The following is a 21,580-nucleotide window of genomic DNA, read 5'->3' as shown; positions in this document are numbered from 1 at the left end:
AGACCTCTCGGCGCCGCTACCCCGCAATCTCCAGCCCCGCGTTCGCATACACCACGCCGCCGTCGACCGCGATGGTGTTGCCGACCACATAATCGCCGGCGCGCGAGGCGAGATAGATCGCCACCCCCGCCATGTCCTCGTCGCTGCCGATCCGCCGGGCCGGGATGCGCTTTGCGACCTCGTCGGCGTGGTCGCGCGCGGCGCGGTTCATGTCGGACTTGAACGCGCCCGGCGCGATCGCGGTGACGTTGATGTTGTCCTTGATCAGCTTCGTCGCCATGCGCCGCGTCAGATGGATCACGGCGGCTTTGCTGGCGGCATAGGAATAGGTCTCGCTCGGATTGACGAAGATGCCGTCGACCGAGGCGATGTTGATGACCTTCGCCGGCCGCTCCGCGCTCGCGGCCGCGCGCAATGGTTTGGCCAGCGCCTTGGTCAGGAAGAACAGCGACTTGACGTTGAGGTCCATCACCTTGTCCCAGCCGCTTTCGGGGAATTCGTCGAACTCCGCGCCCCAGGCTGCGCCGGCATTGTTGACGAGGATGTCGAGCTTCGGCTCCAGCCTGACGATTTCGCCGGCGAGCTTGTTGCAGCCTTCGACGGTGGAGATGTCGATCGGCAGCGCGATGCATTCGCCGTCATATTGCGCGGTGAGCTCTTGCGCGGTCGCCTCGCACGGGCCGGCCTTGCGCGCGGTGATGTAGACCTTTGCGGCGCCGGCGCTGAGGAATCCCGCCGCGATCATCTTGCCGATGCCGCGCGAGCCGCCGGTCACCAGCGCGACACGGCCTTTGAGCGAGAACAGATCGTTGAACATGGTACCTCCCTTGGTTGACGCTGGTTGTGAGCGGGGCCGGGAGGGGAGTCAAGGAAGCGCTGCCAGCTCCGCCCTCAGGATGAGGTCTGAGCGTGCGGATGGATCACGCCGCCGCGATCCGGCGAAAACCGTTCCACATCGCGGTCGCGGCGCCCGAAGTCAGCACCGGCAGGATCCGCGTGTCCTGGTAGTTGCCATTGAGCGAGACGCGGGGCAGCGCGGTCATGTGGCCGGCATTCTCCGCGAACAGCATGCCGGGCCGCGTCGTCACCGCAGTCTTGAAGCCAGCGGATGCGGCAAGGGCGAATTCGCGCGCCCCCGCGGCGTCGCGGTCACCATAGGGATAAGCGAGATGCAACACGGGGCGCTCCAGCGCCTGCTCGATCCGCGCGCGGCTCACGGCCATCTCCCGCGCGGCGATGTCTTCCGCCTGCTTGGCGAGGTTGCAATGGCTGACGCTATGCGCGCCGATCGTGACCAGTGGATCGGCGGCAAATGTCTTCACCTCGGCCCAGGACAGGCACAGGCCGCGGCACAGCGCTTCCATGTCGACGTCGTACGTCGTGCACAGCGCCCCGATCTCGCGCGCCAAATCGTGCTCGCCCGGCAGCGCACGCAGCCAGTCGTGCAGGCGGTCGAACGCCGCCTGCTTCGCCGCAATCGTCGTCGCATCGAGCCGCAGCGCGGAATTGCCGATTCTGACGTCGATCTGTTCGGCTTTGGCGATCACGGCCTCCAGTGCCGTCCACCACAATCGTCCGGTGCCCTCGGCAAAATCGCTCGCGATATAGACCGCCAGCGGCGCGTCAAATTCGCGCAGCACCGGCAGTGCGTAGTCCAGATTGTCGCGATAGCCGTCATCGAGGGTAAAGGCGGCGAAGCGGCGGTCGAACCGGCCCTGCACCAGCCGCTCATGCAGCTCGTCCATGCTGATGATGTCGATGTCGCGCGAGCGCAAATGGCGCAGCGTCGCACGCAGGAATTCGGGGGTGACTTCGAGATGCCGGTTCGGCTGGAACGCGGCCTCACGGGCCGGCCGCACATGGTGCAGCATGAAAATGGCGCCGACGCCCGACAAAAGTGGGCGCAACAGGTGGTGTGCCCCGCTGAAATAGAGTGCTCCCAGCCCGGCGCGGATGACGTTGTTACGCAGCTGTTTCATGACCGGCTGGGGGGCTCTGGCATTCCGCTTTCAACTTACGGAAGAACCCTTGAAGAAAAAGTTATTCCGATTGTCGGACCCGGGCCATTCGGAATGGCACCATTTCCGGTTTGACAGCCTGCCAAGGGTTTGTTTTGTCTCCGTTTCCAGAGTTCGGGTCGTCGAATGCAGAAGCTTTTCAGGTGGGCCAGCAAATGGTGGCCGGGGCTGATTCCCCTGGCCGTCATGTGGGGATTTGCGGCCTGGAATAATACCTTACCGGTCGAGGCCGATCTTTCGGCCCGCAGCTCGGCTGCGCTGAAGGATACCGTTCTGGACAAGACCCGGATCGCGGTCGATGGCCGCGATGTCAGCCTGGCCGCGGACGCCTTCTCCGAGGAGGGGCGCCATGATGCCGTGATGGCGGTCGAAACCGTCCCGGGCGTGCGGCTGGTCGACGACCGGACGCGCCTTGTTCCTGAGGCCAAGCCCTTCGTCTGGAACGCCGAGCGCGACGTGGTGCGGGTGACGCTGTCAGGCTCCGCGCCCCTGCCGTCGATGAAGGCACGGCTGACCGAGGCTGCCCGAAAGGAAGTCGGCGGCGTCGAGGTGGCCGACCAGATGGGGCTGGCCCGCGGCGCGCCGCCTCGGTTCGAGGCCGCCGCGATGCTGTTGCTGGATCAGATCGGCAAGCTGAAGGACGGCAAGATCACGATAACGGACACCAAGGTCAATCTGTCGGGCATGGCGCGCGAGCTCGGCGGCCGTGAGGCGATTGCGGCCGCGCTGAAGAACCTGCCGGAGGGTTTTTCGATTGCCGCCAACGAGATCAAGGCGCCGCCCTATATCTTCCAGGCCTACAAGGATCCGGTGGCCGCGACGGTGACGCTGACCGGCTACGTTCCCGACAACAGCGTCCACGCGGCGATCGCCACCAGCGCGTCGCGAAAGTTCTTCACCGAGAAGGTCGTCGACAATCTCAAGGCCAGCATCGGCGCACCCGGCTCCTTCAGCACGGCGGTCGTCGCAGCGCTCGGCGCACTGTCGCGGCTGTCGACCGGCACGCTCGTCGTCTCCGACCGCGAGGTGAAGCTGTCGGGCGATGCGCTCTACGAAGGAGCCGCCAACGACATCCGCGCAGGCCTTGGCAAGGACTTCCCGAAAAACTGGCAGTACCAGCCGGAAATCACCGTGAAGCCGGCGGCAGGCCCGGTCGACGGCACCGTGTGCCAGCAATTGTTCTCGGAGCTCCTGACCAAGGGCAAGATCCGCTTCGCCACCAAGCGCGCGGAGATCGATCCTGATTCAGCCGGCATCCTCGATCGTCTCATCGAGACGGCGCTGCGCTGCCCCACCACCAATATCGAGGTCGTCGGACATACCGACGCCGACGGCGAGGACTCCTTCAATCAGGCGCTCTCGGAAAAGCGCGCGCAGGCGGTGATCGACTATCTGGTCAAGGCCGGCCTGCCCGCCAGCCGCTTCACCGCGGTCGGCCATGGCAGCACGCAGCCCGTCGCCGGCAATGACACTGATGAAGGCAAGGCGCAGAACCGCCGCATCGAATTTCTGGTGAGGTGACGATGCCCTATCTCGTCTCGTTCCATCTGGGCTGGCTGATCGGCTCGCTGGTGCTGGGCTTTTGCATGGGCTGGATCTCGGTGGTCCAGCGCGGCAACGGCACCTCGAAGGTGACGGCGCGCTGGCTCGCCGCGCTTGCCGCGGGTCTCGTTGCAGCTTCGCTCACCCATGTGGTCCCCGGCCGCTTCGGCTACTGGCTCGACCTCGGCCTGATCATGTTCGCGTGCTATCTCGTCGGCTGCACCATCGGTGCCTGGCTGCGCGACCGGGTGGTCTCGCGCACCGCGCCGCCAGCCGCTCTGTGATGTTGCCGTGCACCCTCACTCAAGGGACCGATGCGGTCCGCCGCGGCCTTTCGGCGCATCAGAGACCCATGACCGGCCGCTTCGATCCCCTCTTCAACAGGCGGGCGTGCCCCATAGATTGACGTCGGCTTAAGCCGTGATGGAACATTGCGCGGCCGAAATCATCAAAACTTCATAGCGGCCTGCGCAGGATTGCCCCGGAGATTCGCGTTCAGCCTTGCCGCCGAAAGCGCCAAGCCGTGCCTCAGGAGCCGTAACCCTGCTTAAAATATTGAAGGCACGTGTATTTGTTCGAATTGGCGAATTCCACTTCGCCCGAAAACGCGCTAGTGGAGGGGCAGGGGGCATGCGCGACACCGGAGCCGGCGGCGAGGGTTCGTTGAATGCCTGTGCGTCGTCCGCCTGTCTGCCGGCCGTCCTGGCCGCTGAAGCGTTGTTCGAGGTCTAGATGCTGGAAGCCATACGCAGGGCGATGACGTTTCTGCGCCAGAAGCAAATCCTGCATAAGCTTGGAGTTGTGATCAGCATCGCGGTCATCGGCATCGCTTGCTATGTGCTCTACCACATGCTGCGCGGCATCGATTTCAACGAGGTCCTCGAAGCGATCAAGAGCACCGAGCCGAGCCAGATTGCGATGGCGGCGCTGTTCGTGGCCGCAGGCTACTTCACGCTGACCTTCTACGACCTGTTCGCCACGCGCGCGATCGGCCATAGTCATGTTCCTTACCGCATCAACGCGCTCGCGGCCTTCACCAGCTATTCGATCGGCCACAATGTCGGCGCATCCGTCTTCACCGGCGGCGCGGTGCGCTACCGCATCTATTCGGCCTATGGGCTGAACGCGATCGACGTCGCAAAAATCTGCTTCCTCGCCGGCCTGACCTTCTGGCTCGGCAATGCCGCCGTGCTCGGCCTCGGCATTTCCTACCATCCGGAGGCCGCCGCCTCGATCGACCAGCTGCCGGCCTGGCTGAACCGGACGCTGGCGCTGATGATCATCGTGGCGCTGGTCGGCTACGTGGTCTGGGTCTGGACCCAGCCGCGGGTGGTCGGCCGCGGCCCCTGGACCGTGGTGCTGCCGGGCGGGCCGCTGACGCTGCTCCAGATCGTGATCGGCATCGTCGATCTCGGTTTCTGCGCGCTGGCGATGTACGTGCTGGTCCCGGACGAACCGAATCTCGGTTTCGTTGTGGTCGCGGTGATCTTCGTCTCGGCGACCCTGCTCGGCTTCGCCAGCCATTCGCCCGGGGGCCTCGGCGTGTTCGACGCCGCCATGCTGGTCGGCCTCTGGCAGATGGACCGGGAGGAGCTGCTCGGCGGTATGCTGTTGTTCCGCGTCCTCTATTACATCTCTCCCTTCGTCCTATCTGTAATCTTGCTGACGTTTCGTGAAGTTATAATCGGCGCGCGATCGAAGCGCCTGCAACAGGCGGCGCTCAAGCTGGACCCCGGCCCGGCGCCCGAAGCCGCCTATGTGAGAGAGCGCAGCGACAGCGGCGCCTGAACGGTGCCAAGTCCTTAGGACAAGTCCCTGTAGGAGAAGCCCGCCCCGATGGCGATCGACGCCCCATCTTCTCCCCCCGCCCAGCCCTGGTCCGACCGGCTGCGGCACTCGACCATCATCCTGATCGCCGCGGCGCTGGCGCTGTCCGTCGTGGTCTCGCTCGGCGAATTGTCGGCGCTGCACGCCGCGATCGTGTTCCTCTGCATCGCGGCGGCTGCCCTGATCCCGTGGCGGCTGCACGATCCCGCCGCTTCCCGCGACGACGTCAGACGCATCAACCCGGTCGAGAGCGCGGCGGTGGCCGCGGTGGTCGCCGGCATGCCGGATCCGGCGGTGCTGCTCGACCGCGCCGGACGCGTCATCCACCTCAACGCCGCGGCCGCCCAGCTCGCGCCGGCGCTGCGCCGGAACGAGCTCGCCCAGTTCGCGCTGCGCTCGCCGGAGATCATCACGGCGCTACGCGAGGCGATCGCGACCACCGAGCCGCGGCGCGCAACCTATCTCGACCACGTCCCGGTCGATCGCTGGATGGAGCTCATGATCACGCCGGTGCCGGTGCCAACCAGCTTCGGCGGCGCCGACAGGTGCATGCTGATGACCTTCCACGACCAGACGCCGTTGCGCCGTGTCGAGGAAATGCGCGCCGACTTCGTCGCCAATGCCAGCCACGAGCTGCGCACGCCGCTGGCCGCGCTGTCGGGCTTCATCGACACGCTCCAGGGCCAGGCCAAGGACGACCCCAAGGCGCGCGAGCGCTTCCTTGGCATCATGCACAACCAGGCCACCCGCATGGCGCGCCTGATCGACGATCTCTTGTCGCTATCGCGGGTCGAGCTGTCAGCCCATGTCCGGCCCGACACCCTGGTCGATCTCGTGCCTATCATCCGCCAGGTCGCCGACGGGCTCGAGCCGCTGGCGCGCGAGCGTCAGGTCGAGGTGGAGATCCATCTGCCGGAGCCGCCGGTGATGATCGCGGGCGACCGCGAGGAGCTGCTCCGCCTGTTCGAGAACCTGATCGAAAATGCGCTCAAATACGGCGCCTCGGGCGGACGCGTCATCGTGTCGCTGACATCAAGCGCGGCCGCTGACGGAGCTCAGGAAATCCGGGTCATGGTCCGCGATTTCGGCCCGGGCATTGCGCCGGAGCACCTGCCGCGGCTGACCGAGCGCTTCTACCGGGTCGACGTCGGCGACAGCCGCTCGCAAGGCGGCACGGGGCTCGGATTATCGCTGGTGAAACATATTCTTAACCGTCACCGCGGCCGCCTTCTGATTGAAAGCGTGCCCAAGCAGGGCGCCACTTTCACCGCCTGTTTTCCCCAGGCAAAGACTCCGGTGCAGGCCTGAAACTCAAGTTATTTCAAATGCTTGAGCGTGTCATCCAGCTGTCACGAAACCTTCGTAAAAGCACAGCCGACCGCTCCTAAAGGGGCGGCGCGGGGAGCGCGATCGGGCGCGGATGGCGCTTCGCTCCCCTGTATGGAGACCAGCATGAATTTCCTCAAAACTATCGTCGCTGCTGGCTTGGTCGCCGCATCGACGACAGCGGCGTTTGCAGCCGACATTACGGGTGCCGGTGCGACGTTCCCGTTCCCGATCTATTCGAAGTGGGCTGACGCCTACAAGAAGGAGACCGGCAACGGTCTGAACTACCAGTCGATCGGCTCGGGCGGCGGCATCAAGCAGATCCAGGCCAAGACCGTGACCTTCGGCGCCAGCGACGCGCCGCTCAAGGCCGAGCAGCTCGAGAAGGACGGCCTCGTCCAGTGGCCGATGGTGATGGGCGCCATCGTCCCCGTCGTCAACATCGAGGGCGTGAAGCCCGGCGAGATGGTGTTCGATGGCGAGACCCTGGCCAACATCTATCTCGGCAAGATCACCAAGTGGGACGATGCCGCGATCAAGAAGCTCAATCCGAACGTGAAGCTGCCGTCGGAGGCGATCACCGTGGTCCGTCGCTCGGACGGTTCGGGCACCACCTTCAACTTCACCAACTATCTCTCCAAGGCCAGCGCGGACTGGAAGAGCAAGGTCGGCGAGGGCACCGCGGTCGAGTGGCCGGTCGGCGTCGGCGCCAAGGGCAACGAAGGTGTGTCGGGCAACATCAGCCAGACCAAGAACTCGATCGGTTATGTCGAGTACGCCTATGCCAAGCAGAACAAGCTGACCTACACCGGTCTCGTCAACAAGGCCGGCAAATCGGTGCAGCCGACCGTCGAAGCCTTCCAGGCGGCCGCCTCCAACGCCGACTGGGCCAAGGCGCCCGGCTACTACGTCATCCTGACCGACCAGCCCGGCGACAAGTCCTGGCCGATCACGGCGGCGACCTTCATCCTTATGCACAAGGAAGCCACCGACAAGGCGGCCTCGCAGGAAGCCCTCAAGTTCTTCCGCTGGGCCTTCAAGAACGGCGACAAGGCGGCCGAGGAGCTCGACTACATCCCGATGCCGGACAGCGTCGTCCAGCTGATCGAGAAGACCTGGGCTGCCGAGATCAAGAGCTGATCTCTTGCTCTCGTGTCCCGGACGCGGTGCGGCACGTAGTGATGCACCGCAGAGCCGGGACCCACAAGAACTGGGCCCCGGATCAGCGTCGCAACGAGCGTCTCGTCCGGGGCGCGGGACCAAACAGGCAAGAACAAACATAGTCAGTACAGGGGATCGGCGTGGCAGAGATGGCCGTTCAGAGCGATGTAATCGACGACGCCGGACCGTATGACCGCGCCAAGGCCTTGAGCGCGTTCAAGCTCGGCGACGTCACCTTCTACTGGATCACGCGGCTGTCCGCGATCTCGGTGCTGCTGATCCTCGGCGGCATCATCATCTCGCTGATCGTCGGTGCGTTCCCGGCGATGAAGGAATACGGCCTGTCCTTCCTGTGGACGCAGCGCTGGGCGCCGTCGGCCGATCCGCCGGTGCTGGGCGCGCTTGGGCCGATGTACGGCACGCTCGTCACCTCCTTCATCGCGATGCTGATCGCGATTCCCGTCGGTCTCGGCATCGCGATCTTCCTCACCGAGCTCTGCCCGCAATGGCTGCGCCGCCCGATCGGCATCGCGGTCGAGCTGCTCGCCGGCATCCCCTCGATCATCTACGGCATGTGGGGCTTTTTCGTGCTGGGCCCGTTCCTGGCCAACACCTTCCAACCCTTCATGATCCGGATCTTCGACGGCGTTCCCGTGCTGGGCGCGATCTTCGCAGGTCCGCCGTCCTATCTGAGCCTATTCAACGCCGCGCTGATCCTCGCCATCATGGTGCTGCCCTTCATCACCTCGATCTCGGTCGACGTGTTCAGGACGGTGCCGCCGGTCTTGAAGGAAGCCGCCTACGGCGTCGGCTGCACCACCTGGGAAGTCGTCCGCAGCGTGGTGATCCCCTACACTCGGGTCGGCATCATCGGCGGCGTCATGCTGGCGCTGGGCCGCGCCCTCGGCGAGACCATGGCGGTCACCTTCATCATCGGCAACTCGTTCCGGATCTCCTCGTCGATCTTCGCTCCGGGCACCACGATCTCGGCGGCGATCGCCTCCGAGTTCGCCGAGAGCGACGGCCTGCATCAGTCCGGCCTCATCCTGCTCGGCCTGCTCCTGTTCGTGCTGACGTTCTTCGTGCTCGCGGCCGCGCGGCTGATGCTGCTGCGTCTGGAACAGAAGGCGGGGAAGTGACATGAACCCGATTTACGCACGGCGCCGTCGCAAGGACATCGTCATCCGCGGGCTCTGCATTAGCGCCGCCGCCTTCGGCGTCACCTGGCTCGCGCTGATCCTGATCACGCTGCTCTACAACGGCCTGTCCGGCCTGAACCTCCAGGTCTTCACCGAGAACACGCCGCCGCCGGGCTCGACCGAGGGCGGCCTGCTCAACGCCATTGTCGGCTCGCTGATCATGACCGTGCTCGGCGTCGGCATCGGCGCGCCGCTCGGCCTGTTCGCCGGCACCTATCTCGCCGAGTACGGCCGCAACGACAAGCTGACCTCGGTGATCCGCTTCATCAACGACATCCTCTTGTCGGCGCCTTCGATCATCATCGGCCTGTTCATCTATGGCGCGGTGGTGGTGCCGATGCGCGGCTTCTCGGCGATCGCAGGCAGCCTTGCGCTGGCCGTCATCGTGATCCCGGTCGTGGTGCGCACCACGGAAGACATGCTGCTGCTGGTGCCGAATCCGCTGCGCGAAGCCGCCAGCGCACTGGGCTTGCCGCGCTCGCTGGTGATCAAGCGGATCGCCTATCGCGCCGCGCGCTCCGGCCTCATCACCGGCGTGCTGCTCGCCACGGCCCGCGTCGCCGGCGAGACTGCGCCGCTGCTGTTCACTGCGCTGTCGAACCAGTTCTTCAGCCTGAGCCTGAACAAGACGATGGCCAACCTGCCGGTCACCATCAACAACTTCGTGCAGAGCCCCTACGCCTACTGGAAGCAGCTCGCCTGGAGCGGTGCGCTGCTGATCACCCTGACCGTGCTTGCCCTGAACATTGGCGCGCGCATCATCGGCGCCGAGAGGACTGCAAAATGAGTGAAATGTCTGTTTCCGTGAGCGCGCCGACCGTTCATCCCGGTTCCCAGCCGCTGCCCGAGGCGCCGGCCAAGGTCACCGCGCGCAACCTGAATTTTTACTATGGCGAGCACCACGCGCTGAAGAACATCAACCTGGCGCTCGGCACCAACCGTGTCACGGCGTTCATCGGCCCGTCGGGGTGCGGCAAGTCGACCCTGCTGCGCATCTTCAACAGGATGTACGATCTCTATCCGGGCCAGCGCGCCACCGGCCAGCTGCTGCTCGACCACACCAACATCCTCGACCCCAAGCTGGATCTCAACCTGCTGCGGGCGCGGGTCGGCATGGTGTTCCAGAAGCCGACGCCGTTCCCGATGACGATCTACGAGAACATCGCCTTCGGCATCCGCCTCTATGAGAAGATCTCGAAGTCGGAGATGGATGACCGCGTCGAGAAGGCGCTGCGCGGCGGCGCGCTGTGGAACGAGGTCAAGGACAAGCTCAATGCCTCCGGCCTGTCGCTCTCCGGCGGCCAGCAGCAGCGCCTCTGCATCGCCCGCACCGTCGCGGTGCGGCCCGAGGTGATCCTGTTCGACGAGCCCTGCTCGGCGCTTGACCCGATCTCGACCGCCAAGGTCGAGGAGCTGATCCAGGAATTGTCCGAGAACTACACGATCGCGATCGTCACCCACAACATGCAGCAGGCGGCGCGCGTCTCCGACAAGACCGCCTTCATGTATCTCGGCGAGTTGATCGAATTCGACGACACCAGCAAGATCTTCACGTCGCCGAGCGACCGGCGCACGCAGGATTACATCACCGGCCGGTTCGGCTGAGGAGACGGAACATGGGTTCTGAACATACCGCAAAGGCCTTCGACACCGACCTCCAGGAGCTCACCCGCCTGGTCGCCGAAATGGGCGGCATCGCCGAGCGCATGATCGTCGATTCCGTCGACGCGCTGATCCGCCGCGACGTCGCGCTCGGCCAGCGCGTGGTCGCGACCGACGCCGAGCTCGACGCGCTGCAGAAGCGCATCGAGGAGCGCGCCGTGCTCACCATCGCCCGCCGCCAGCCGATGGCGGTGGATCTGCGCGAGATCGTCGGCGCCATGCGCGTCGCGACCGATCTCGAGCGCATCGGCGATCTCGCCAAGAACATGGGCAAGCGCGTCGCGGCGCTGGAGACGGATTTCCATCCGCTGAAGCTGTTCCGCGGACTGGAACACATGACCGATCTCGTGCAGCAGCAGGTCAAGTCGGTCCTGGACGCCTATGCCGCGCACGATCTGCCGGCGGCCATGGCGGTGTGGAAAGGCGACGAGGAAGTCGACGCCATCTGCACCTCGCTGTTCCGCGAGCTCCTCACCTATATGATGGAGGATCCGCGCAACATCTCGTTCTGCATCCACCTGATGTTCTGCGCCAAGAACATCGAGCGGATCGGCGATCACGCCACCAACATCGCAGAGACCGTGTTCTACATGATCGAGGGCCAGGCGATCACTGACAAGCGGCCGAAGGGCGACATGACGACCTTCGCCACGACGGTGCCGAATACCTAAGGGAGCGACGACAACATGGGCGCACGCATTATGGTGGTTGAGGACGAGGAAGCTCTCACCGAGCTTCTCCGCTACAACCTCGAAGGCGACGGCTATGACGTCGAGACGGTGATGCGCGGCGACGACGCCGACACCCGCCTCAAGGAGCACATTCCCGATCTGATCGTGCTCGACTGGATGCTGCCGGGCCTGTCAGGCATCGAGCTGTGCCGGCGGCTTCGTACCCGCCCCGAAACCAAGCAGCTGCCGATCATCATGCTCACCGCGCGCGGCGAGGAGAGCGAGCGGGTGCGGGGGCTTGCGACCGGCGCCGACGATTACATCGTCAAGCCGTTCTCGGTGCCGGAGCTCTTGGCGCGCGTGAAGGGTCTGCTCAGGCGCGCCAGCCCCGAGCGGCTCGCCACCGTGCTCGCCTATGGCGATATCGAGCTCGACCGCGACAAGCGCCGCGTGGCGCGCTCGGGCCGGCCGATCGATCTCGGCCCGACCGAATATCGCCTCTTGGAGTTCTTCTTGGAGCATCCCGGCCGCGTGTTCTCGCGCGAGCAGCTGCTCGACAGCGTCTGGGGCCGCGACATCTACATCGACGAGCGCACCGTCGACGTCCATATCGGCCGCCTGCGCAAGCTGCTCAATCTCGGCCGCGAGCAGGACCCGATCCGCACCGTCCGCGGCGCCGGCTACGCGCTGGACGATCGTTTCGCGAAGGCCGAGCAGACCTGAGGTTTGCGAGCTGTTGCCACACGCTCAGTGTCGTCCCGGACAAGCGTCAGCGCAGATCCGGGACCATAACCACAGGGCATGATTGTTTTGCGAAAAGGTAATTTCGAGTCCCCATAACCACATCTCTCGGTGGCTATGGGTCCCGGATCGGCGCGCGCTTGTGGCGCGTTTGTCCGGGACGACATCGGATTGTTTGAGCCGTCATCGTGTGACAGCTCATTTCTGATCTCAGAACAAACTCACCGCGTGCCCGGCTTCGCCGGTGCGCGACGGCGATCCGCTGCGGGCTGATAGGCCACGCGCGAGTGCTGGGCGCAATAGGGCAGGCCGGAGAGAGCCTTGCCGCCGCAGAAGAAGAAATCCGGGCTTGAGGGATCGCCGACCGGCCAGTGGCAGGTCGCCTCGTTCAATTCCAGCAGAGACAGCCGCTGACTCATCGGCACCACGTTGTCATAGGTGACAGGCTCGGCCTCCACCTCGACCTCGAAGGCCTGCGCCAGCGCGGTGTTGCCGCGCGCGACAGGGCGGGTCACCCGCATCATGTGCTGCGCGGGCCGTGCCTTGCGCGGCCGGGGCGCTGCCGATGAAGGGCTCTTGGCGCGGCCGGACAGACCGAGCCGATGCACCTTGCCGATCACGGCATTGCGGGTCACATTGCCGAGCTCCGCCGCGATCTGGCTGGCCGAAAGTCCGGCCTCCCAGAGCTTTTTCAGCTGCTCGACGCGATCATCGGACCAGGTCAAAACCGTCATTGCACCCTTTCCCTCGCTGCGCGCCTGCCATCCTGGGGCCTTCGCAGCGAATGCCTGAAGCCTTGAAAATCCCGTGCCGCAGAATCCCTTAAGGCTCGCCGGGCGCGCTCAAGACGCCCGAACGTTTACGCCGGTACATGAGGACTCTTGGGATCAGAACCGCTGCACGAGATGTCGTATCTGACAGTCCAAACGCTACAATATGGCGTGACTCCCGCGCAAGAGTCCGCCGACTCGCTTCCACATGTTCCGTGGTGAAAACTCCGCAAAATCGCCACCGCAAGACTACGGATTCAGCGTTTCGCGAGGCTTTCCGGGCGGCATTGACACCTGTCTTGCCAAGCATAAGATAGTCTTACGTGCCGCCCTTAAAAGGCGGCACGTTTCGTTTTCCGGGGCCGGTCGATGGTGCGTTGCGCAATGCACGTCTCACACCGTCCGCAACATTCAAGTGACGTCATGACTGACAGCGCCGCGCCGCATTTGCTCCCCGTTTTCGCCAGGGCCGACCTCGGTTTCGAGCGCGGCGAAGGCTGCTGGCTGATCGCGACCAATGGCGATCGCTATCTCGATTTCACCTCGGGCGTGGCGGTGAATGCGCTCGGCCATGTCCATCCCGCGCTGGTCAAGGCGTTGCAGGAGCAGGCGACGAAGCTCTGGCACATGTCGAACCTGTTCCAGAGCCCGGACGGCGAGAAGCTTGCCGCGCGTCTGTGCAAGGAAAGCTTCGCGGACTTCGTATTCTTCTGCAATTCCGGCGCCGAGGCGCTGGAAGGCGTAATCAAGCTGGTGCGCCACCATCACTTCTCCAAGGGGCATCCGGAACGTTACCGCATCATCACCTTCGAGGGCGCCTTCCACGGCCGCACGCTGGCGACGCTCGCCGCCACCGGGTCTGCAAAATATCTCGAAGGCTTCGGTCCGCCGATGGACGGCTTCGACCAGGTGCCACATGGCGATCTCGACGCTGTGAAGAAGGCGATCGGCCCGCACACCGCCGGCATCGTGATCGAGCCGATCCAGGGCGAGGGTGGCGTTCGCTCTGCGCCTCCCGGTTTCCTGAAGGCGCTGCGCGAGCTCTGCAACGAGCGCGGCATATTGCTCGCCTTCGATGAGGTGCAGACCGGCATGGGCCGCACCGGCGATCTCTTCGCCTATAGACGCACCGGCGTCACGCCTGACGTGATGTCGCTCGCCAAGGCGCTCGGCGGCGGCTTCCCGATCGGCGCGGTGCTGGCGACCGCGGAGGCGGCCGCTGGCATGGGGCCCGGCTCGCACGGCTCGACCTTCGGCGGCAATCCGCTCGCGATCTCGGCTGCGAACGCCGTGCTCGACGTCATGCTCAAGCCCGGCTTCTTCGACCACGTGCAGAAGATGTCGCTGCTGCTCAAGCAGAAGCTCGCCTCCGTGATCGACCGCCATCCCGATGTCGTCAGCGAAGTCCGCGGCGAGGGCCTCCTGATCGGCATCAAGGCTGTGGTGCCCTCGGGCGATCTCGTTGCGGCACTGCGCGCCGAAAAACTGCTCACGGTCGGGGCCGGCGACAATATCGTGCGCTTCCTGCCACCCTTGATCGTCACCGAGGCGGAGATCGAGGACAGCGTCGGGCGGTTAGAGCGCGCCTGCGCTGCGATCTCGTCCAGCCAGACCAAGCGGGTGGCAAGCTGATGAGCAAGTCGCCGAAGCACTTTCTGGATATTAACGAGCTGCCGCTGTCGGAGCTCAAGAGCATGCTCGCCGCCTCTTCCGCCATGAAGGCGAAGCAGAAGGCGCATCAGCCGGTCAGGCCGCTTGAAGGCAAGACGCTGGCGATGATCTTCGAGCGTCCCTCGACCCGCACCCGCGTCTCGTTCGACGTCGGCATGCGCCAGCTCGGCGGCGAGGCGATCATGCTCACCGGCGCCGAGATGCAGCTCGGCCGCGGCGAGACCATCGCCGACACCGCGCGCGTGCTGTCGCGTTATGTCGACGCCATCATGATCCGCATCCTCAATCACGATGCGTTGCTGGAGCTTGCGGCCAACGCCACCGTGCCCGTCATCAACGGCCTGACGCGACGCTCGCATCCCTGCCAGGTGATGGCCGACCTCATGACCTATGAGGAGCATCGCGGCCCGATCGAGGGCAAGACGGTGGCCTGGACCGGCGACGATAACAACGTGCTGGCGTCGTGGGCCCATGCCGCCGAGCGCTTCAAATTCCAGCTCAATGTCGCAACACCGCCGGAGCTCGCGCCGAAAAAGGCGATGCGCGACTGGATCAAGGCGACCAGCGCGCCGATCGTGCTTGGCAACGATCCCGAGGCCGCCGTGAAGGGCGCCGATTGCGTCGTCACTGACACCTGGGTGTCGATGGGCGACAAGGAGGGCGAGCACCGCCACAACGTGCTCAAGCCCTACCAGGTCAATGCCAAGCTGATGTCGCTGGCCAAGCCCGATGCACTGTTCATGCATTGCCTGCCCGCCCATCGCGGCGAGGAGGTCACGGATGAAGTGATCGACGGTCCGCAATCGGTCGTCTTCGACGAGGCCGAAAATCGCCTGCACGCGCAGAAGGGCATTCTGGCCTGGTGCTTCGACGCGGTGAAGTAGGTATTGGCAAGCATCACCGGCCACAAACACTGCTGTCGTCCCGGACAAGCGCGCCAAAAGCGCGCGCCGATCCGGGACTCATAGCCACAGGACGTCGTGTGGCGAGGACTCGAGGTTATCATCTCGCGCTGTGACGCGATCCTGTGGTTACGGTCCCGGATCTGCGCTTGCGCTTGTCCGGGGCGACACCCGAATTGGCGGCAATGTTGTGCAACCTCAAGCGCGTCCTGAGCCCCCCGCGCCCCTTCCATTTCCCACTCTCCGACCCCAGATAAAGCGCCATGGTTTTCCAATCCCCTGACATGAACACCGGGCCTGAAGGCCCGGTTCGCGCACCATCGGCGGTTCCAATCGACGACGCCGTGCTGCCTTACGAGGTCGACGCGCTCGATGTGCGCGGGCGCCTGGTGCGGCTTGGTCCGGCGCTGGACGACATTCTCACCAAGCACGATTATCCGGCGCCGGTCGGCAAGCTGCTTGGCGAGGCCATCGTGCTGGCGACGCTGCTCGGCTCGGCGCTGAAATTTGAGGGCCGCTTCATTCTTCAGGCCCAGACCGACGGCCCGGTGTCATTCCTGGTGGTCGACTACAAGGCACCCGATCATCTGCGCGCCTATGCTCGCTTCGATGCCTCGCGCCTGGGCACGGTGAAGGATTCCGGCACGCTGCTCGGCCGCGGTCATCTCGCCATGACCATCGACCAGGGCCCCGACATGAGCCGTTACCAGGGCTTGGTCGCGCTCAACGGCGGCAGTCTGGAAGATGCCGCCCACGAATATTTCCTCCGCTCCGAGCAGATCCCGACGCGCGTGCGCCTCGCGGTCGGCGAGGAGTGGCGCAGTAGCGACGGCGGCAAACATCGCTGGCGCGCCGGCGGCATGTTGATGCAGTTTCTGCCCAAGGCGCCGGAGCGCGCGCGGCAGGCGGATCTGCATCCCGGCGATGCGCCCGAGGGCACCGAGGTGCACAGCGTCACTGAGGACGACGCCTGGGTCGAGGCGCGCTCGCTGATCGAGACCGTCGAGGACGTCGAGCTGATCGATCCCGAGCTCTCCGGCGAGCGGCTGCTGTTTCGCCTCTTCCACGAGCGCGGCGTGCGCGTGTTCAACTCGCAGGGTCTTAAGGCGCGGTGCTCCTGCTCGCGCGATGCGGTTGCCTCGATGCTCAAGAGCTTCTCGCCCGACGACCGCGTCGCCATGGTCAAGGACGATAAGGTCGTCGTCACCTGCGAGTTCTGCTCGTCGGTGTACCAATTCACGCCACACGAGGCGGGCGCGGAGGGCGCGTAGATCGCAAAGGCCGTGGCCCGGGTGAGCGCAGCGATACCCGGGACGGTGCTTGCGGAATCCCGGATGTCGCTTCGCTCATCCGGGCTGCGCGACCGTGCTTGTGTCGCCCCTTGTCAATCCACCTCGCCAAAAATATTCTACTTTCCCGAAGTTCGGATTTGTCGTATGTGTCGGCCATCCCGGCTCACTCAAGAGGGGCGATCCTGTGGTCGTCACGATCGCGAGCCGGGCTTGCGGTGGACGCGGCAGCGTCGGCACGAGATGGGGCGGGCAGGGCGGGTAGTCCCTGTGAGCTCGAATCCCGCGTGCGGATGAGCGGCGCTGTTCAGTTCGTCGCGCCAACATTTCGATGGTGACGTGCACAATGCCATCGATCCTGTGGCGCCAACGAATGCGCGTACGGCAAAACCGTGTGGTCCTGGCCGTCGTTGCTACGGTCAAGCCTATCGAAGATGCGCGCGAGCCCAACCGGGCGGACGGCATCGTCAATTCGAACGGCGAGGGAGGCCAGAAGGAACTCGGCTCCCGGGAGCAACTGTGTTGAAGTAGACCGGTGATCGAGCGGGCTCAAGGCTGGCGCTGTGCGCCCCCGCCTTCGGCGGCTGACGGCCTTGACCCCGCCCGCTCACCGGTCTTCAGGCGGTGCATGCGCTCGGCTGAGGCCGAGCGGGTTCGCTCAGTTCGTAGCGGCGAGCATCCCATTTCTGGCGCCGGGCGATCATGGTGTTGAGAATGCCGATGAGCTTGCGCATGCAGGCGATCAGCGCAACCTTCGGCTCCTTCCCTTTAGCGATCAGACGATCATAGAAGGCCATGATCACAGGGTTGTGCCGCGTCGCAGCGCCGAGGCAAGCCATGTAGAAGAGATTGCGAACCTTTCGGCGTCCACCTTTTACATGGCGATCACCGCGTCGCTTCCCGCTGTCGTCATCGTAAGGAGCTGCTCCCAACAGCGCAGCGGCGATCCTGTTGCTCACCTGGCCAAGTTCCGGCATCGCGGCGACCAGACCGGCGGATGTGATCTTGCCGAGCCCTGGCACGCTCTCGATGATCTCGGCAAGTTCGGCCAAATGTGGCGCGGCCTTGATCATTGCGGCGATCGCAACCTCGAGCTTGGCAACTTCGTCTGCGATCTGCTTTAACAACCGAGCCTGCATCTGCTGGACGATTTTGGGGGCGGCATGCTCGCCCCTATTTTTCAGGCTCGTCTGCAGATCGAGCAGGCTCTGGCGCGCTTTTACGACCTGCACCAGATTCTCGCGGGCCGTGTCATGGGCCTGATCTGGAGCATCGGTGAAGGTCTCGGCAAACCAGGCGATCATCTCCGCATCGATCGCATCGTTCTTGGCGAGTTGTCCGGCTGATCGAGCGAAATCACGCACGCGCTTGGGGTCGACGATCCGGGCTTCGATGTCGGCCTGACGCAGCGCCTTAGCCCACTCTCGCTCGTAACCGCCAGATGCCTCCATGACCGCCTTGGCAACCTTGTATTTGCGCAGCCAGCGGATCAGACCGCGCCGTCCTTCTGCAGTGCTAGGAAACGTCTGCCGTTGCGACACCGCGCGGATGCATGCATCCACCTTGTCCTTGGCCACATCGATCCCGACGACAACGCCACCGTTTTGTGCCATCATCCACTCCCTTCCTTGCTCGGTTCGGGCTCGAAGCCCATGCAACTGTTCGGGTTGAGGAAGACACCGGATCTGTCCCACGCTCCCGGACAGGCTCTCAAGGCCTTTGAGCACGGTCGGGCTCAGATCCAGCGACGGGCGGTTGGTCAGAACCGCCCGTTGGCGTTTTTTGGCACAATTTGCAGACACAAGAGCGCGGCATAAGCCGTCCGACCATCGCGCAGGGAAGGCCGAGTGATTGGCTCCACCTGTATGCTGCTGTGCGGTTCTTCCTGCGTGCGCTTTCGCGCAGCGGACCGCGGGTGCGAGGTCAGCACCCGGCTTTCCCTCGGCCTTCCCTGCGCCCTTGTGTCCCCGAAATCTGCCAGAATGTGGCAACGGGCGGTTGGATCAGAACCGCCCGTTGCCGGAACTGAGCCCGTTGCGCCCAAAGGCGACAGAGCCTGTTAAAGAGCAAGGGACAGCTCCGGTGTCTTCCTCAACCCGAACAGTTGCAAGGGCTGCGAGCCCGTACCAGGCAAGGAAGGGAGTGGATGATGACACAAGACGATCTGGTTGTCGTCGGCATCGATGTCGCCAAAGACAAGATTGATGCGTGCATTCGGACCGTAACGGAGCGGAAGACTTGCCCGACAACCGCGGCGGGGCGACGGAGCTTGATTGCATGGCTTCGCAAGCATCGGGTCGGCAAGGCAGTGATGGAGGCAAGCGGCGGCTACGAGCGGGTATGGGCCAAGGCGTTGCGCCAAGCCGGGCTGGAAGTACGGATCGTCGATCCCAAACGGGTTCGCCACTTTGCGGAATCGGCGGGACGCCTTGCTAAAAATGACAAGATCGACGCAGAGATGATCTCCTGGTTCGCCGAGACATTCAGCGAGGCTCCCAGCCAAGTCGACGATCCCGCTCACGAGGAGATGAAGGCACTGGTGAAGGGACGCCAAGGCCTGATCGACGTCAGGGCTCGCCTGGAAATGCAGAACGAGCATGAGGCGCCGGCCCTTGTTCGGAAGGCTCGCGCGCGTCTTCTTAAGAAGCTGGCTGACGAAATCGCCGCGATCGATACCGCGATCGCGGCGACGATCAAGACAACGCCGGACTTTGCCAAACGCGCCGAGATCATCCAGAGCGTACCAGGCTTTGCTGAGGGGACCGCAATGGCGCTGCTTGGAGGCCTACCGGAGTTGGGGCAGGTGAGCGACGAAGTTGTCGTCGCGTTGGTGGGCGTTGCTCCTTATGACGACGATAGCGGCAAACGTCGAGGTGAACGCTGCATCAAGGGTGGTCGCCGCTGGGTGCGGAACGCCCTCTACATGCCCTGCATCGGCGCCGCGACGCTGAACAACCCGGTGTTCAAGGCCTTCTATGAGCGCCTGATTGCCAAGGGCAAGCCGCCAAAGGTCGCGATCGTCGCCTGCATGCGCAAGCTGATCGTCATCCTCAACACCATGATCGCTCGCGGCGAGACGTGGGATCCGAAGAAATACAGGTTGGCCTGACGAGCGCGCCTTCTCGTGCTCGGACCTCGGCCGAGCGCATGCCAAGCCCAAAGACCGGCGTGCAGACGGGGTCAAGGCCGTCAGCCGCCGAAGGCGGGGGTGCGCCAGCACCAGCCTTGAGCCCGTCTGATCGCCGGTCTACTCCGACCCAGTTGCTCTTGGACAAGAAGGGCGAGAGATGAAGCAAAGCTCGGGTGAAACAAGCCGCGAGAATGAATATGCACGTCTGCGACCACGCACGCGGTGTCATCGCCCGGTTTAACGGGGCGATCCAGTACTCCGAGACGGCGGTGATGAATCGAGAGGCCGCGGCGTACTGGATTCCCCGCCTGCGCGGGGAATGACAGCGTCACTTGGAGAAGCAAGCTGTCACCTCATACGCCGTCATTGCGAGGCGCGAAGCGACGAAGCAATCCAGAATCCCTCCGCGGAAAGACTCTGGATTGCTTCCGCCTTCGCCGAGCTTCGGCGGGACAAGTCGCTGCGCTCGCAATGATGGGGTGGACGGCCCCCGAACGGCATCGGTGTGCCAGACTGGTGATGTTGAGTCGAACCAGACAAAGGGAGCCGTCCATGACGAAGATTAGCACGATTGGGGTTGATCTGGCGAAGAACGTTTTTCAAGTCCACGCGATTGACGCGTCGGGAGCTGTGGTGGTGAGGCGCCAGCTCAAGCGAGCCTCGGTCGAGAAGTTTTTCGCGCAGTTGCCGCCGTGCCTGGTGGGCATGGAGGCTTGCGGCAGCGCTCATCATTGGGCGCGCGTGATCGGCCGGTATGACCACCAGGTGCGGTTGATGCCGCCGGCTTATGTGAAGCCCTACGTCAAGCGCAACAAGAACGATGGCCGCGATGCCGAAGGGGTCTGCGAGGCTGTGACCCGACCGACGATGCGGTTTGTTCCGGTGAAGAGCATCGCGCAACAGGCAACGCTGGCGGTTCATAGCGCGCGTGCCTTGCTGGTTCGGCAGCGGACCATGGTGGCGAACGCCTTGCGAGCAGCGCTGAGTGAGCTCGGGATCGTGGCAGCGCAAGGATATCAGGGGCTGCGCGGGCTGATGGCCCGGCTCGAAGAGCCGAGTGAGGAGATTCCGGAGATGATGCGCAGCGCCCTGTTGATGCTGGCCAAGCACTGGCAGGCACTCGATGCCGACGAACGGGTGCTTGAACGGCAGCTCGCCAAGGCTGCCCGTGGCGATCGCGACGCCAAGCGGCTCATGGAGGTCCCAAGCGTCGGCCCGATCATCGCCAGTACGGTCCTGGCCAAAGTGCCCGACGCAAAAGTGTTCCGCTCCGGTCGCGACTTCGCAGCCTGGATCGGGATCACCGGCAAGGACCACGGCACCGGAGGCAAGCATCGCCCCGGGAGGATCTCCAAACAGGGAGACCGTGTGCTGCGAGCGCTGTTGATCAGCGGTGCCAGCGCCTATCTGCGGCAACAGAAGGCGCGCGGCGTCACCGATCCGTGGCTGCGTGATCTGCTGGCGCGGCGGCCTTATAAGGTCGCCATGGTGGCCTTCGCGGCCAAAACCGCCCGGATCATCTGGGCCATGCTGGTCAAAGGAGAAACCTACCGAGACCGCGCGAGCGCGCCGGCTGCGGCCTAGTTGAGGGGCAACAGCCGCCGCGCTCGCGCTCCACGCCTATCGGAAGGGCACTAAAGGTGTGATGGCAAATGGTCTGGAAAACGGGAT

At 64.4% G+C, this 21,580-nt stretch carries 20 protein-coding genes; 16 read left to right on the top strand and 4 right to left on the bottom strand.

Features of this window, described 5'->3' with window-relative positions; translation table 11 throughout:
* Positions 1-16: 16 nt before the first annotated feature.
* Both P6U29_RS39770 and P6U29_RS39765 read right to left on the bottom strand, forming a co-directional pair.
* Positions 17-817 (bottom strand): SDR family oxidoreductase, encoded by an 801-nt coding sequence (locus P6U29_RS39770; protein ID WP_407115524.1) that lies wholly within the window; start codon positions 815-817, stop codon positions 17-19.
* Positions 818-920: 103 nt separating this feature from the next.
* Complete coding sequence (locus tag P6U29_RS39765) at positions 921-1,979, bottom strand: polysaccharide deacetylase family protein (protein ID WP_407115523.1); 1,059 nt, start codon at positions 1,977-1,979, stop codon at positions 921-923.
* A 165-nt stretch (positions 1,980-2,144) separates the two neighbouring features.
* On the opposite strand from P6U29_RS39765, the gene P6U29_RS39760 reads away from it, so the two are divergent.
* From P6U29_RS39760 to phoB, 10 genes are all read left to right on the top strand, one after another.
* Complete coding sequence (locus P6U29_RS39760; protein WP_407115522.1) at positions 2,145-3,539, top strand: OmpA family protein; 1,395 nt, start codon at positions 2,145-2,147, stop codon at positions 3,537-3,539.
* A gap of 2 nt (positions 3,540-3,541) precedes the next feature.
* Complete coding sequence (locus P6U29_RS39755; RefSeq protein WP_407115521.1) at positions 3,542-3,844, top strand: hypothetical protein; 303 nt, start codon at positions 3,542-3,544, stop codon at positions 3,842-3,844.
* A gap of 448 nt (positions 3,845-4,292) precedes the next feature.
* A complete protein-coding gene (locus P6U29_RS39750) occupies positions 4,293-5,348 on the top strand; it encodes a lysylphosphatidylglycerol synthase domain-containing protein (RefSeq protein WP_407115520.1) in 1,056 nt (351 codons plus the stop codon).
* A 48-nt stretch (positions 5,349-5,396) separates the two neighbouring features.
* A complete protein-coding gene (locus P6U29_RS39745; protein WP_407115519.1) occupies positions 5,397-6,695 on the top strand; it encodes an ATP-binding protein in 1,299 nt (432 codons plus the stop codon).
* 144 nt (positions 6,696-6,839) lie between these two features.
* Positions 6,840-7,853, top strand: a complete 1,014-nt coding sequence (pstS, locus tag P6U29_RS39740) for a phosphate ABC transporter substrate-binding protein PstS (protein ID WP_407115518.1) — start codon at positions 6,840-6,842, stop codon at positions 7,851-7,853.
* A gap of 170 nt (positions 7,854-8,023) precedes the next feature.
* Positions 8,024-9,013, top strand: a complete 990-nt coding sequence (gene pstC, locus P6U29_RS39735; RefSeq protein WP_407119560.1) for a phosphate ABC transporter permease subunit PstC — start codon at positions 8,024-8,026, stop codon at positions 9,011-9,013.
* A gap of 1 nt (position 9,014) precedes the next feature.
* Complete coding sequence (gene pstA, locus P6U29_RS39730) at positions 9,015-9,860, top strand: phosphate ABC transporter permease PstA (RefSeq protein ID WP_407115517.1); 846 nt, start codon at positions 9,015-9,017, stop codon at positions 9,858-9,860.
* Positions 9,857-10,678, top strand: a complete 822-nt coding sequence (gene pstB / locus P6U29_RS39725) for a phosphate ABC transporter ATP-binding protein PstB (protein WP_024337095.1) — start codon at positions 9,857-9,859, stop codon at positions 10,676-10,678. Before pstA ends, pstB begins: the two co-directional genes overlap by 4 nt.
* 11 nt (positions 10,679-10,689) lie before the next feature.
* Positions 10,690-11,406: a phosphate signaling complex protein PhoU gene (phoU, locus tag P6U29_RS39720; RefSeq protein ID WP_027574759.1), complete on the top strand. Its 717-nt coding sequence runs from the start codon at positions 10,690-10,692 to the stop codon at positions 11,404-11,406.
* 15 nt (positions 11,407-11,421) lie between these two features.
* Positions 11,422-12,129: a phosphate regulon transcriptional regulator PhoB gene (gene phoB / locus P6U29_RS39715; protein ID WP_008143479.1), complete on the top strand. Its 708-nt coding sequence runs from the start codon at positions 11,422-11,424 to the stop codon at positions 12,127-12,129.
* Between the two features lie 239 nt (positions 12,130-12,368).
* Here the strand turns inward: phoB and P6U29_RS39710 are convergent, their stop codons facing one another.
* Positions 12,369-12,881 (bottom strand): GcrA family cell cycle regulator, encoded by a 513-nt coding sequence (locus tag P6U29_RS39710; RefSeq protein ID WP_024337097.1) that lies wholly within the window; start codon positions 12,879-12,881, stop codon positions 12,369-12,371.
* A 459-nt stretch (positions 12,882-13,340) separates the two neighbouring features.
* Between P6U29_RS39710 and P6U29_RS39705 the strand changes: the two genes are divergently transcribed.
* The 4 genes from P6U29_RS39705 to P6U29_RS39690 all read left to right on the top strand — a co-directional run bounded on the left by P6U29_RS39705 (position 13,341) and on the right by P6U29_RS39690 (position 17,305).
* On the top strand, positions 13,341-14,549 hold the full coding sequence (locus P6U29_RS39705; protein ID WP_407115516.1) for an aspartate aminotransferase family protein: 1,209 nt from the start codon (positions 13,341-13,343) through the stop codon (positions 14,547-14,549).
* Entirely contained in the window at positions 14,549-15,472 is a 924-nt protein-coding gene (argF, locus tag P6U29_RS39700) for an ornithine carbamoyltransferase (protein ID WP_407115515.1), read from the top strand. The genes P6U29_RS39705 and argF overlap by 1 nt, the downstream gene beginning before the upstream one ends.
* 281 nt (positions 15,473-15,753) lie before the next feature.
* Entirely contained in the window at positions 15,754-16,761 is a 1,008-nt protein-coding gene (locus P6U29_RS39695) for an Hsp33 family molecular chaperone (RefSeq protein ID WP_407115514.1), read from the top strand.
* Between the two features lie 364 nt (positions 16,762-17,125).
* Positions 17,126-17,305 (top strand): hypothetical protein, encoded by a 180-nt coding sequence (locus P6U29_RS39690; protein ID WP_407115513.1) that lies wholly within the window; start codon positions 17,126-17,128, stop codon positions 17,303-17,305.
* A 91-nt stretch (positions 17,306-17,396) separates the two neighbouring features.
* Here the strand turns inward: P6U29_RS39690 and P6U29_RS39685 are convergent, their stop codons facing one another.
* Positions 17,397-18,395: an IS110 family transposase gene (locus P6U29_RS39685; protein ID WP_407115512.1), complete on the bottom strand. Its 999-nt coding sequence runs from the start codon at positions 18,393-18,395 to the stop codon at positions 17,397-17,399.
* Between the two features lie 530 nt (positions 18,396-18,925).
* On the opposite strand from P6U29_RS39685, the gene P6U29_RS39680 reads away from it, so the two are divergent.
* Positions 18,926-19,888, top strand: a complete 963-nt coding sequence (locus P6U29_RS39680; RefSeq protein ID WP_407115511.1) for an IS110 family transposase — start codon at positions 18,926-18,928, stop codon at positions 19,886-19,888.
* Positions 19,889-20,461: 573 nt separating this feature from the next.
* Complete coding sequence (locus P6U29_RS39675; RefSeq protein WP_407115510.1) at positions 20,462-21,493, top strand: IS110 family transposase; 1,032 nt, start codon at positions 20,462-20,464, stop codon at positions 21,491-21,493.
* The last annotated feature ends 87 nt before the right edge of the window (positions 21,494-21,580 follow it).

This window comes from Bradyrhizobium sp. LMG 9283, from assembly GCF_045571415.1.
Classification (GTDB): Bacteria; Pseudomonadota; Alphaproteobacteria; order Rhizobiales; family Xanthobacteraceae; genus Bradyrhizobium.
This window is presented reverse-complemented; position numbering and strand designations above follow the sequence as displayed.